Genomic DNA, 13,281 nt, shown 5'->3' on the forward strand with positions numbered 1-13,281 from the left:
TCATCGGATCGTAAGGAGATGAGCGCGGTTCGCGTGTGAGGGTGGAGGGAACTCTGCGAAAGGACCAGCGATGCGTGTTGTCGTGACCGGTGGCGCCGGTTTCATCGGCCGACCTGTCGTGACACGACTGGTCGAACGCGGCCACGACGTCCGCGTGCTCGACACGCGCGCCGCCGGCTGGGGAGTCGACGTCACGCTCGGCGACGTACGCGATCCCGTCGCCGTCGGTCAGGTCATTCGCGATGCCGACGCGTTATGTCATCTCGCGGCCAAGGTGGGCCTGGGCGTCGACGTTCAAGACACTCCTGACTACGCCGACGTCAACGTCCGCGGCACCGCCACCGTCCTGGCTGCGATGGCGCAGCACGGTGTCCAACGGCTCGTGCTGGCCAGTTCGATGGTCGTGTACGGCGAGGGGCTCGGTCGCTGCACAGCACATGGTGACGTGGCGCCCGGTGCCCGCACCGAGGATGACCTGCGCGCCGGCAGGTTCGACCCCGGCTGCCCCCGATGTGGCCGCCGCCTCGGTTCCGCAATGATCGACGAGGACGGCCGTCTCGACCCGCGCAACGCCTACGCCGCGAGCAAGCTTGCCCAGGAGCATTTCGCCTCGTCCTGGGCGCGCGCGGTAGGCGGCAGCGTCGCCTGCCTGCGGTATCACAACGTGTACGGGCCCGGCATGCCGAAAGACACCCCATACGCCGGAGTCGCGGCGATCTTCCGGTCCGCGCTGGCGCGCGGCGAGTCGCCGCGCGTGTTCGAGGACGGTCGACAACGCCGCGACTTCATCCATGTGCGTGACGTCGCGGCGGCGACAGTCGCAGCCATCGAACGGCACGAGCGCGGCATGGTCGCACTCAACGTCGGGTCCGGCACCCCTCGAACGATCGGCGCCATGGCCGAGGCACTCGCTCTGGCCGCCGGCGGCCCGACGCCATGCGTGACCGGGGAGTTCCGGCTCGGCGACGTCCGGCACATCACCGCCGACTCGAGCCGACTGCGCACGATGTTCGGCTGGCATCCGGAAGTCGACTTCGCGGCCGGTGTCCGCGAGCTGATGTCCACCGGCGACTGACCGGCAGCCTCGGCCCTGACACGAAGCACGACGAAGGACGACACAGCACGCCGGCCGTGAGTACCAAATGGCCGAGCAGGGTGCGGCAGGCGAGCGCGAGCTTACGAAGCAGTGACGTGCCCGCTCGCCGGGCCCATCCGCACATACGATGCAGTCATGTCGCGTGTGCTCGTTGTCGATGACGACGAGACGATTGCGACCGTTGTGCGCGACTACCTCGAACGCGCCGGACATGCCGCCGCGTACGTCAGCGACGGACGGACGGCGCTGAAATCGATCGAGTCCGACCCGCCCGACCTCGTCGTCCTCGACATCATGCTTCCCGAGCTCGACGGCCTCGAGATCTGCCGCCAGGTGCGCGCCGCCCGCCCCGACCTGCCGATCATCATGCTCACGGCACTAGGAGAGGCCGAAGACCGGATCGCCGGCCTCGAGGTCGGCGCCGACGACTACGTGACCAAGCCGTTCTCACCACGCGAGCTCGTGCTCCGCGTCGATTCGGTGCTGCGTCGCAGCGCACCGGTGCGGCGCCCGGAGCGCATGCTGACGGCGGGTGCGATCACCGTCGACCGCACCGCGCGCCGGGCCACCCGCAACGGCCACGAGCTGACTCTCACCGTGCGCGAGCTCGAACTGCTCGCGTACTTGATGGAGCACCCCGATGTGGCCGTCTCGCGCGACCAACTCATGCGCGAAGTGTGGGGATGGACCTTCGGTGACCAGTCGACCGTCACCGTGCACATCCGGCGGCTGCGCGAGAAGGTCGAAGACGATCCGACGACCCCGGCACTGATCAAGACCGTCTGGGGCATCGGGTACCGGCTGGAGCTCCCGTGAACCTCACCGTCGCGAACGTCGCGTGGGCGATGCTGTGGTCCGCCGTCGCGGCGATCGCGGTCTGGTTCGCGCTCCTGCCGGTGCGGCGACGCACGCTCCTCGGCGTGGTGACCTGCGTCGTGCTGACGGGAACCGCAGCGTCCCTGGGTGCCATGCTCAGCGCCATCCACGCGATGTTGTTGCCGACCTCCGAGCTGGTCACCGTTGTCGTTCTTACCGTCGTGGCCGGGGTCATCGCTACGGTCGCAGCCGGTGCCGCGGCGCGACGTCTGGCCCACGACAATCGACTGCTGCATACCGCAGTCGCCGACCTCGCGGCGGGACGCGTCCCAACGACCGACGGCCGTCCACTGACCGCCGAACTCGATCAGCTGCGACACGACCTGGCGGCCACAGCGCGTAGCCTCAGCGAGACTCGCGATCGCGAGCGAGCACTCGAAGCAGCCCGCCGCGAGCTCGTCTCATGGGTGAGCCACGACCTGCGGACGCCGCTGGCCGGACTGCGTGCGATAGCCGAAGCGCTCGAGGACGGGCTGGCCGACGATCCGTCCGCGTACTACAAGCAGATCAGCGCATCGGTGGATCGGGTGAACAACATGGTCGACGACCTGTTCGACCTGTCCCGGATCCAGGCCGGCCACACCCGTACTGCCGACGAGCCGGTGTCGTTCGACGATCTGGCCTCGGACGTGATCGTTGCGCTAGCGCCGCTGGCGCGGGCTCGAGGGGTGACGTTGCGAGGCACCCCCGCCGGCACTGCGTTCGTGCGCGGTGACGCGGCTCAACTGGACCGCGCCGTCACCAATCTCGTTGCCAACGCCATTCGGCACACGCCTGACGGTGGCACGGTGACCATCGCGGTGAGCCGCGCCCGGGACTGCGCCGAGATCAGCGTGAGCGACGAGTGCGGCGGAATCCCCGAATCCGACCTGGCACGCGTGTTCGACGTGGGGTTTCGCGGCGAGTCCGCCCGTCCTCCCCACGATGACGGCAGCGCGGGCGCAGGCCTGGGCCTGGCTATCGTCCGCGGCGTGATCGAGGCTCATCACGGTGCCGTCTCGGTGGCCAATCACGGCTGCGGCTGCACGTTCCGGCTCGCCGTCCCGTTCGATGCACACTCACGCCGCGCCGGCCCGCATGGGCGATGAACGGCGTTGTCCCTGACCGCCAGGAACCGGGGTGGGCTGCACACTCACGAGCGAAGGGAAACAAGATGACCGCCACGCTCCCCGACTACACCGACCTCAGCGCACTGTTCATCAACTGCACCTTGAAGCGATCGCCCGAGCCGAGCAATACCCAGGGGCTGGTTGACGCGAGCGCGCACATCATGCGCGAGCACGGCCTCGGCGTGGACATCGTCCGTGCCGTTCGTGGTCAACACCGACCGCCGCAGCCTGCACCGGATCACACCGTGGGGTTTCGTCGATGACGACGGCAGCTGGTCGCCCGACGGAGACACGATCGCCTTCGAACACTCCGGGCGGCTGTTCACCGTACACCCGGACGGGACGGGCCTGACCCAGATCCGGCTCGCGGTCAACGGCGGCCGCTACAACGCCGGCGACTTCTCCTGGGCACCCACCGGCACGCAGATCAGCTACTTACTCTGCGTCCCGAGCTGCGGCAAGGCCGTCACCGAAGGCATCGCCACCGCGAACGCCGACGGCAGCGACGTCGATCTCGTCACGACGTCGCCCACTTTCGATCACCAAGCAGATTGGGGACCACATCAACCTGCCGACTAGGCTCGCAACCTCAACTCGGCCGATCAGTCCCGGTCGGCCCTACGTTCGGGCGGCCGCTACCTGCGATGACGGTCCTAAGGGTCGAGGGCGATTCTGATAACGCGGTGACCGCTTGAGTCGGTAAACGAGAGCGCCACCCAGTCACCCGCCGGCGCGGGGGTGAAGAACCGAGTCGCGTCGCCCTCCGCGCGTACCGCGACAGCAAGCGGATCAAGCCTAGGCGCTACCTCGTCCAGCAACGCGGCTACCTCGGTGGCTTCAGACACGAAGCAGGGTTTGCCAGCCGCCGCTCGCAGGCAACGCGCGCTAATGCCGCAGGGGCACCGACCGGATGTCTGCCGCGCAGCGGCACCGTACGCATCTGCCGCGGATCGGTGTGCTATGCGAAGTGCGCCTGGTCATGACCGAAGGAGCGCTGAGCTGCCGTGCCTACTCTCGGCGACTGCACGGACTCGCCTTCGGTTCCTAGGCCACGCCCGCGACGGCCGTTTCGTCGGTGATCTGTGACGTAGTGGCGACCCTTTCGGTGAGCCGAACGGTGGTGCGGATGTAGTTGACATAGTCGCCGACCTCGCCGAGCGCGACCAGGTCCGGGTTGTCACGGAGCACGCCGTCCCAATCAGAGATGCCCTCGATCTTGTAGTCGTAGGACCTCGCGATGACCGAGATCGCCTTGAGGTTGGGCTGCCCCACGAGTACGGAGTCGCCATAGGTGTAGTCGTCGCGCGCTGCGGCGCGCTGCCGGTCATGGAAATCACGCTGCACTGCGACGGCGGCGTCGTCACCCATCATGATCGGCGATGCGGTGTCGATGATGACGTGGCGCGGGTTGGCCTTCCGGATCCCGTGCATGAGCTCGTTGTAACGCATCGTGTGGTAGAGGAAACCCAGGCACAGCACGACATCCACCTCGAAGTCCTGGGTGGCGAAGGTGCTGAAGATGTCACCGGCGATAAATTGTGCGCGATCGGGTCGGTAACCGTAGTGGGCGAGCGTCTCAACCGCGTTCTGGACCAGTTCCGGCCTGGCTTCGATACCGATCACGGACTCGGCCCCGCTCGCGAGCGCAGCGAGCGACCAGCGGCCGTCGTGACTCGCAATGTCGAGTACGCGCGCACCTTCGAACAGCTCGCGGTTCTCGGCGAAGATGGCCTCGTACCGAAGGTTCAGTCTGCCGCGCGTCGCGGTGGTCTGGCTCGTCTCGTAAAAGCGCGGATAGTCGTCGAAGAACAGCGAGGCCTTGCGTGAACCGGCCGGCGACGAAGTGATCCACTTGCCCGGCGGCGCGGCGACCTTGACCTCCGGTGGCGGGGGCGGCGGAGGCGGAGGCGGAGGCGGAGGCGGGGGCTCCCGGCGAGGTGGCCGCTTGGCGGGCGGGTCCAGACGCCGCGCGACGCGCCGCAGCAGCCGCGCTGACCGTTTCTTGATCTTCATCTCGACACCGTAGACGGTTGGTCGGGATTGTGTCGATGCTCCCCTGTCACGACGGGGCGGCGCTGACCGACTTTGCGGTTGCCCCGTGTCGGCATTTCTGGCCTTGTGACGAGGCTGAGTTTCGGACGATTCTGTTCATCTTCGATTGCTGCCCTGCCCACGTAGAAGCTATTCACGTTGACTGCGATCGTGAACGCTCCGCGGGCGCCCGCCTCGTCGTCTGCAGGGCGTGCGACGACGGCGTGGCCGGTGTTGGTGATCGCGGTCTGCGCTGGCGGGCCTTTGATGGGTGACACGTTCACCGGTCGAGGCCGGAGGCGAACGCTTCGTAGACGATCTCGTAATCGGTATGCGCGCTGCGTGCTGCGGCCTCTGAACAGAGAACCTGTCCTGGGGAGATACGTCGCCACCATCGGTCGCCAGCTACATCCACTCCTTGGGATTGAAGTTCGGCATCTGCACCAGCCACAGCGCCGCCCGAAGGGATCACTGGCGCGAATACAAACCGTCGCGAAGTGTCACTCCGGCCCCGGCCAGGACTCGACGGACGAAGTCCCGCTTGCCAGCCGCGTCATAGGGTCGACCACCGCTGGCGACGAGCAGCCGCTGCTTGAGCTCCGCATACTCCTGAGCCAACCGGGGATCGGCGCGAACGGCGTCGCGGAAAGTCAGACGCTCAATCCACAGATCGCTCTCGGGCATAGTCAGGTGCAGATGGTGGGTGTCGGCGCCTCGGGTTCCCTTGACGAACAAGGCGGCGTCGATGCGATGCGGCGCTGATCGGTAGCCCAACTCGGCCAGCCGCATGCCGGCCTCAGGCGCACATGCCAACGACAACGCCCCCGCCATCATGTCCAGGATCGGCTTGGCAGGCATCCTCGGGATCGACGTCGAGCCGATGTGGTGAATCCCAGCGACCAGCCACGGCCGAAGCACGGCTTCCAGCGCCTCACGCTCGCTTTCGAACCGTGCACGCCATTCGGGATCAGGAGGAACGACGACTTCTGACACGAAGACAGTGTCCAGCTAACCCGACCCAACGGGCGATCGAGCGACCGATCGCATCCACCAGGATTTCGGCTACCGGACGCGGAGCGGCTTGATTCCACCGGTCCGAGCGGTAGAAGTGGTCGGCGGAGGCGTCATCGGCGTGACTGTTTCGGGGGAGGCAGACGCCGATTTCCGCGCACGACTGACGGCCACGATGGGTCCGACGCGGTGGAAGTTGGTTGAGACGGACGAGTAGCGACCGCTTGTTGCGCACCATCGGCGGCAGATGCATGTACGCGAAGCGGCACGCGCGGCGGATGTGGTCGGTGCCAGCCGGGTGTGACGCCAAGTGGGACGGCTACCGGGCAGTGGTGGCGGGGGGTCGGATCTGGTCGCGCCGTCGATCTCGCCGGTACTTTCCTGACCCGCGACGGTCCTGGGTGGCCTGCGCCCAGCGACTTGGTCCCCGCCGGCGAGCTGGTCACCATTGAGACCGCCACCGGCCAGTGAGACTTGACTCGCGATTGCAGCGCTTTTCGTGGGCGGCGGATCTGCGCTGCCGACCCCTGCGCGAGCGATGCATCGAACTCGGGTACATCGTCCTAGGCGTGTCGATCGTGACCCACATGCGCCTTTCGGCGTGTTAGCGTCGCCGGGACGATCTCGACACGCGTCGCAGTGGCCGGCGCCGGGCGATCGGAGTGCGATGCGCACACAGATCCCGTCCCTCGGCAGTGGTGCGGTGCAGACACCACGCCGCGTGTCTCGCGCCGGTCGGACCCTGCGCAGGTCGCTTGTCGCTTTGCTCGTCTGCGGCGTGGCCGCGCTCGCGCTGATCAGCGTGGACGGCGGGGCGGCTGCCACGGGCACCACCGCGTCCTCGACGCACGCTGCTGCGTCACCGCGCCGGCCCAATATCGTGCTGGTGCTGACCGACGACCTGTCGTCGAACCTGGTTCGGTACATGCCGCACCTGAAGTCGTTGATGAACCGCGGCATGACGTTCACGAACTACACCGTCACAGATTCGCTGTGCTGCCCGTCTCGGGCGTCGATCTTCACCGGGGAGTTCCCGCACAACACGGGGGTCCTGTCGAACACCGCGCCCAGCGGCGGGTATGCGGCCTTCCAGGCCAATTCTGACCAGGCCCACACGTTCGCGGTGAGCCTGCGGCGGGCCGGCTACCGTACCGGTTTCTTCGGCAAGTACCTCAACGGATACGCCCCGCTCGCGGAGCCGGCCAACCCGCCCGGCTGGAGCCAATGGGGAGCGGTAGACGGCCACGGATATCGCGAGTACGGCTACAACCTGTCGCTCAACGGCAAGATCGTGCATCACGGCTTTTCGCCCGGCGACTATCTGACGACGGTGCTGGACCGGATGGGCCGACATTTCATCCGGACCTCGGCCGCCGCGGCCACCCCGTTCGCGCTCGAGATTGCAACGTTCACTCCCCACAGCCCCTACGTTCCGGCGCCGACTGATGTCGGCAGGTTCGCCTCGCTCAGGGTCCCGCGGACGCCCGCGTTCAACAGGCACCCGGCCAACGCGCCCCGCTGGCTGGCCGCGCGGCCGCAGCTGACCGCGAAGCAGATCGCGGCCGGCGATCGGGCCTTCCGCAAGCGCGTGGAGTGCGTTCAGTCGGTGGACCGAATGATCGGTGACCTGGAGACGACGCTGGGCAGCACCGGTCAGCTCGCCAATACCGTGTTCCTGTTCAGCTCGGACAATGGATTCCATATCAGCGACTTCGGCCTCACCGGCGGTAAGCTCACCGCCTTCGACACCGATGTGAAGGTGCCGCTGGTGGCCGCCGGACCGGGTATCGCCGCGGGTATGGTCGATGCTCGGCCGGTCGAGAACATCGACTTGGCCCCAACGTTCGACGAGTTGGCCGGGGCGCCGATTCCCACACAGATCGACGGCCACAGCTTGGTGGAGCTCTTGCACGGACAGAACGTCCCGTGGCGCACCCTGGCCGAGATCGAGCACGTCACGATCAAGACGAAGCCGGGGGATCCGGATCGCCAGCCGGGCACCGCCGGTCGTCTACCGACCTACCGAGCGGTGCGGTCGGCGACCTACACCTATGTCGAGTACCGCCGTGGCGGACGGGAGTACTACGACAGGACGAGCGACCCGTACGAGATCGACAACATCTACAACAGGCTTTCGCATCGGACGATCAACACTCTGCACACTGAGGTGGCCGCGTTGAACCGGTGCAGCGGCTACACACAATGCTGGAGCGCCGCCGCGCCGTCCGGCTGACCATGGCACCGTGTCCTCCCGGCCAGATGGCGCGGGTCAGTTGGATCTCGACCATCAGAACCATCGGGCTCTGGCTCGACATCGCGTGGGCGAAGGACGCTTTCGATGTTTAGCGCGAACCGGAAATCCTCGCTATGGGCCAGCTCAGCGACGACCTGCAGGAGATTGACGGACTCTTCGACCTACCTCAACGCGCATGGCATGAGCACCACCTGACCGGCTCGCTTCGCCCTGGAATGGGCTTCTACGCGCTCACAGCCGCCGTTTGCCAGGGCCGCTGCGCGGCTGCTACTTGTTGAGCGGTCCTGTTCGCCTGGCTGCTGATCTCGACGGTCCGCTATGCGGCCATCTGCGCCGCCGGCTCGCGACGCTTGAGCCGCCCCCACCATCGCCGGCATCGCCGGCAAAACCCGCGTATAGCGCGCGCTCAAGGCACCGCGGCCCGGCACCTCGCCCCGCCCGAAATCGCCGCCCCCCTACGCGGTTTGGCCTGAACTGGCCAACGTACCGACGTAACGGAGATCGGCCGATCCGCGCACTCACGGCGGCATGTGCGTGCGTTTTGGCTTCGGCTCGAACGCCGAAAGGGAAGTCGCGTAAACCGATCCGCTAACGGCCACGCGATCCTTGGGTGGCCCGAGGCCGCGCCGCTCCGTGGTCGGTCTTCAGCGCCTGGTCTGGTACCTGGTCAGGAGCACGCCGTCGGGAAACGTCTGGGTCTCCACAAGGTTCAGGATCACCCAGTTGTCCAGGGCCGTGAAGAACGGCGTGCCGCCGCCGACCAGGACCGGGTGGGTGACGATCGCGTACTCGTCGATCAGCCCGGCCCGCATCGCCGCCCCGGCGAGCGCTGCGCCACCGACCCTCATCGGCCCACCGTCCTCGGCCTTCAGCCGAGTGATCTCCGCTACCGCGTCGCCGGTGACCAGACGAGCGTTCCCGTCGACCTTGTCGACCGTCGCGGAGAACACCACCTTCGGCGTGTCCCGCCAGTTCCGCGCGAACTCGATGTGCGCCGGGGTGGCGCCCGGCTGCTGATCGCCGGTCGGCCAGTAGGCGCTCATGGTCTCCCACAGCTTGCGGCCATACAGAAACAGGCTGATCGTCCGCTCCTCGTCGAGCAACCACGCGAACAGCTCGTCACTCGGCCCGCTCCAGGCGAGGTCGTCGTCGGGCGCGGCGATGTAGCCGTCCAGAGACGGGTTCATCCCGTAGTGCAGTCTCCGCACGGCGCCGGCCTTCCGTCGGTCGGTCTCGGAAGTCCCAGTCTCGGATCACCTCGCGGTCGGTGGCAACGTCCCGCATCGCGTACCGCTCCTGGCGGTCGAGGACCGCCGTGTACGTGGATGGCCGACACCGGGGCCCCGAGGTCTCCATGCATGAAGAAGGCCCGCTGACCTGGTGTTTCTCCATGATCAGCGGGCCTTGCTTGCTGGTCGGGACGACAGGATTCGAACCTGCGACCCCTTGACCCCCAGTCAAGTGCGCTACCAAGCTGCGCCACGTCCCGAACCGCTGCTCAACCGCTGCAGCGGGCCGAAGACTACCCCACGCCGCCGTCCGGCCCGATCGCCGGGTCGCGACCGGCGAGCATCAGCAAGCGGTTCAGACCGGTCGCCTCCTGGGCCCCTGCCAGAGGTGCTCCGAAGGGCCCGCCCTGCATCCCGGAGAACTGCTCGACGAAGGGCAGGCAGGCCTGGACGTCGTCCAGGGCCGCCGCGAACGGCACCTGGATCGCCGTCGCGAGGTCCCAGCCGTGGAGCACCAACTCGTCGAGCGCGACGACCCCCAGCGCGGCGCGGGGCATCGCCACACCGCCGGCCTCGTCCTGGCCCTCCCACGCGCCGGGCGTCCGCCACGCGACCGTGAGGTCCTCGAGGGCGTCGGCCAGCATCGTGCGCCAGCCCTCCGGGAGCCCCGAGGCCGGCGGCTCTCCGGTCAGTTCCTCCTGGCGCCCGATGGCCGCGAAGTGAGCCGTGAACCCGACGATGTGCTCGAGGAGGTCACGGACCGGCCAGGCCTCGCACGGGGTCGGCAGGTCGAGGTGCTCGTCGGTCACCAGGGCGACGACGCGGGCCGTCGCCGCCGATGCCGGGAAGAAATCGTGCATCCGGTCCTCCTGTGGTGCGGGACACAACTCCGCAGCAGTCTCCCCGTTCGCCGCCGGGAGCACCGCACGGCCGTCCGGCGCCTGCTACTTCACACGGCCGTCACCACCGCTACCACGGATGGTGGACACTCGGCGGCTGTCGGGAGGGATCGAGGGAGGAGTGGGAGTCGTGGCGGAGGCGTGGCCGTTCGCGGGACGCGACGACGACCTCGCGGCCGCGGTGAAGGCCCTCGACGAGCACGGCACGGTCGTCCTCGGCGGGCCCGCCGGGGTGGGCAAGAGCAGGCTGGCCCGCGAGGTCGCGGTCCGCCACGACCAGGGGAAGCTGCTCGGCGTCGTCCGGGCGACGGCCTCCGCGCAGGAGATCCCGCTCGGGGCCCTCCTGGACGTCCTGCCCGGGCTCGATCAGGTGGAGGCGTCCTCCGACCTGTCCCGGGTCCGCGACGCGGTGGCCGCCCTCACGGCCGGCAACGCCGATCGGCTCCTCGTCGTCGACGACGCACACCTGCTCGACGCCGTCTCGGCCACCGTCGTCCACCAGATCGCCACGGCCCGGCGGGCCCGGGTGGTGCTCACCGTCCGCACCGGCGCGTCGGCACCGGACGCGGTGACCGCCCTGTGGAAGGACGAGACGGCTCTCCGGCTGGAGATCGCTCCCTTCGACGAGCACCAGACCCACGCGGTCCTCGCGACGGCACTGGGCACCAGCCTCGAGGCCGGGACGGCACGGCGCCTCCACGACACGGCGGGCGGCAACGTGCTCTGGCTGCGTCACCTGGTCGACGGCGAGCGCGCGGCGGGTCGGCTGCGCCTGGAGCACGGCGGCTGGGTCTGGCAGGGCACCGTCGCTCTCTCCCCGGCCCTCGACGACCTCGTCGCGATGCGGATCGGCCGACTCACCGACGACGAACGACGCGTACTGGAACTGCTCTCGATCTCCGAGCCGCTCGGTCTCGGGATGATCGACCAGCTGGCCGGTGCGGCCGCGGTCGAGGAGGTCTCGCAGCGAGGGCTGGTGAGCATCGAGGCGGACGGTGACCGTTGGGACGCCCGCCTCGGACACCCGCTCTACGGCGAGGCGATGCGAGCCCGGACGAGTGTGCCCCGCGCGCGACGGCTGCGCAGCGAGCTCTCGGCCGCGCTGGCGAAGACGGGGGGCCGACGGGTCGGGGACGGGCTCCGGCGCGCGGTCCTGGACCTCGGCAGCGACCGACCGGTCGATCCCGACGAGCTCGTGGCCGCGTCGATGCAGGCCTCCGGGCTGCGGGACTTCGGCCTGGCGGAGCGGTTGCTGCGCGCCGCGATCGCCGCGGGCGGCGGGTTCCACGCCCGTCTCGGCCTGGCCCATCTCCTGGACTACGGGATGCGCGCCGAGGAGGCTGACGCCGTGCTGGCCGAGGCCGCCGCGGAGACCGCCACGGCCGAGGAACGGGAACAGGCGGTGGTCCTCCGGGGCCTCGCCTGGCACTTCCAGGCCGATCCGCCGCGTTCCGGGGAGGAACTGCTCGCCGCGGAGGAGGCGGAGCACCACGGCGGACGGCGCAATCCGGCCTTCGACGCGCTCCGATCGATGATCGCGGGGGTCTCGGGGCGGGCGCGCGAGTCGATGGAGCTCGCCCAGGCCGTCATCGCCGACGACACCCGACCCGCGCAATCGGTGGCGCTGGCCGCCTTCGTCGTCGGGCATGTGCAGTCCTTGACGGGGGAAGGCGAGGACCTCGCCCGGACGATCGAGTACGGGATCGAGACCGCCTCACGCAGTGCGGACACCGCCGCCGTGGCCTGCAACGTCGGGTACATGGAGATTCTCGCGGCCGACCTCAGGGGGAGCCGCGAGGACGCCCGGCACCGAATCGACTGGGTACGGGGGCTGACCGGGCCGCAGGCGCCACCGTTCGTCGCGCTCTACGAGGGACGCATGGCGCTCAGTGCCGGGCGGCCCCGCACCGCGATCGACGCCCTCGAGTCCGCCTTGCCTGCCTTCCCTGGCCACGGCGGCGGGTGGGGCGGCTGGTCGGCGGCGATGATCGGCCAGGCCTACGGCATGCTCGGGGACGCGGTCGCGTCCCGGAACTGGGTCGACGAGGCCCAGAGGCGTCGCCACCCGCACATCCCGATCATCGATTTCGAGATCGACCTCGCCCGGGCCTGGGCCGCCGCCGCGTCGGGCAGCATCCGCGAGGGGATCGAACGGTGTCGCGCCGGAGCGGAACGGTGCCGGCGGTACGGCACGTACGCCGCCGAGGTACAGATGCGCCAGACGAGCGTGCGCCTCGGTGACCGGGAGCAGGTCGGCAGGCTCGCGGAGCTCGACCGGATCCTCCACTCGCCACGCTCCCGCCTCGCCGCGGCCCACGCGGCCGCCCTCTCCGCCTCCGACGCGGCACACCTGCTCGACGTGTCCGCGCGGCTCCGCGACGCGGGCATGGGGCTGGAGGCCGCCGACGCCGCCGGGCAGGCGGCGAGCACCGCCCGCGCCGGACAGCGCCTCGTCGTCGCGGCCCAGGCCGAGGAGCGCGCCCAGACCCTGGCCGCCGCCTGCGAGGGCGCCCGGACGCCGGCCGTCCAGGACGCCCGGGCCACCGTCGCGCTCAGCGCCCGCGAGCGGGAGGTCGCGGTGCTCGCCGGCGAGGGGCTCACCAACCGCCAGATCGCCGAACGCCTCCACGTCTCGGTCCGCACCGTCGAATCACACGTCTACCGCGCCTGCTCGCGACTCGGCCTCACCGACCGGACCGAGCTGGTCGCGATCGCGGGGACGGGGCGACGGTCGCCCGGCGCCGGACCGTAGGAGCTCCGGAACCCGGCCATCGAC

The 13,281-nt window shown here is 69.1% G+C and carries 10 protein-coding genes, 1 tRNA gene and 1 pseudogene; 7 read left to right on the forward strand and 5 right to left on the reverse strand.

Annotated features, from left to right (window positions below):
- Positions 1–70: 70 nt before the first annotated feature.
- The 5 genes and pseudogenes from VGH85_06775 to VGH85_06795 all read left to right on the forward strand — a co-directional run bounded on the left by VGH85_06775 (position 71) and on the right by VGH85_06795 (position 3,660).
- Complete coding sequence (locus VGH85_06775; GenBank protein HEY2173503.1) at positions 71–1,075, forward strand: NAD-dependent epimerase/dehydratase family protein; 1,005 nt, start codon at positions 71–73, stop codon at positions 1,073–1,075.
- A 156-nt stretch (positions 1,076–1,231) separates the two neighbouring features.
- Entirely contained in the window at positions 1,232–1,912 is a 681-nt protein-coding gene (locus VGH85_06780; GenBank protein ID HEY2173504.1) for a response regulator transcription factor, read from the forward strand.
- Entirely contained in the window at positions 1,909–3,060 is a 1,152-nt protein-coding gene (locus VGH85_06785; protein ID HEY2173505.1) for a HAMP domain-containing sensor histidine kinase, read from the forward strand. The genes VGH85_06780 and VGH85_06785 overlap by 4 nt, the downstream gene beginning before the upstream one ends.
- A gap of 65 nt (positions 3,061–3,125) precedes the next feature.
- Positions 3,126–3,284 (forward strand): annotated as a pseudogene (locus tag VGH85_06790) (flavodoxin family protein).
- Entirely contained in the window at positions 3,277–3,660 is a 384-nt protein-coding gene (locus VGH85_06795) for a hypothetical protein (protein ID HEY2173506.1), read from the forward strand. The pseudogene VGH85_06790 and the gene VGH85_06795 overlap by 8 nt, the downstream one beginning before the upstream one ends.
- Positions 3,661–4,125: 465 nt before the next feature.
- Here VGH85_06795 and VGH85_06800 read toward each other — a convergent pair whose 3' ends face one another.
- The gene (locus VGH85_06800; protein HEY2173507.1) at positions 4,126–5,094 is read right to left on the reverse strand and encodes a class I SAM-dependent methyltransferase; all 969 of its coding nucleotides are present in this window, start codon (positions 5,092–5,094) and stop codon (positions 4,126–4,128) included.
- A 486-nt stretch (positions 5,095–5,580) separates the two neighbouring features.
- A complete protein-coding gene (locus VGH85_06805; GenBank protein HEY2173508.1) occupies positions 5,581–6,105 on the reverse strand; it encodes a GrpB family protein in 525 nt (174 codons plus the stop codon).
- A 796-nt stretch (positions 6,106–6,901) separates the two neighbouring features.
- On the opposite strand from VGH85_06805, the gene VGH85_06810 reads away from it, so the two are divergent.
- Positions 6,902–8,356, forward strand: a complete 1,455-nt coding sequence (locus VGH85_06810; GenBank protein ID HEY2173509.1) for a sulfatase — start codon at positions 6,902–6,904, stop codon at positions 8,354–8,356.
- A 665-nt stretch (positions 8,357–9,021) separates the two neighbouring features.
- On the opposite strand, the gene VGH85_06815 is transcribed toward VGH85_06810, so the two are convergent.
- From VGH85_06815 to VGH85_06825, 3 genes are all read right to left on the reverse strand, one after another.
- A complete protein-coding gene (locus VGH85_06815; GenBank protein HEY2173510.1) occupies positions 9,022–9,585 on the reverse strand; it encodes a dihydrofolate reductase family protein in 564 nt (187 codons plus the stop codon).
- A gap of 204 nt (positions 9,586–9,789) precedes the next feature.
- A tRNA-Pro gene (locus VGH85_06820) sits at positions 9,790–9,866 on the reverse strand.
- Positions 9,867–9,899: 33 nt separating this feature from the next.
- The gene (locus tag VGH85_06825; protein HEY2173511.1) at positions 9,900–10,466 is read right to left on the reverse strand and encodes a TIGR03086 family metal-binding protein; all 567 of its coding nucleotides are present in this window, start codon (positions 10,464–10,466) and stop codon (positions 9,900–9,902) included.
- A gap of 169 nt (positions 10,467–10,635) precedes the next feature.
- Here VGH85_06825 and VGH85_06830 point away from each other — a divergent pair, with 169 nt between their 5' ends.
- Positions 10,636–13,257: a LuxR C-terminal-related transcriptional regulator gene (locus VGH85_06830; protein ID HEY2173512.1), complete on the forward strand. Its 2,622-nt coding sequence runs from the start codon at positions 10,636–10,638 to the stop codon at positions 13,255–13,257.
- Positions 13,258–13,281: the final 24 nt, after the last annotated feature.

This window comes from Mycobacteriales bacterium (genome assembly GCA_036497565.1).
Classification (GTDB): domain Bacteria; phylum Actinomycetota; class Actinomycetes; order Mycobacteriales; family QHCD01; genus DASXJE01.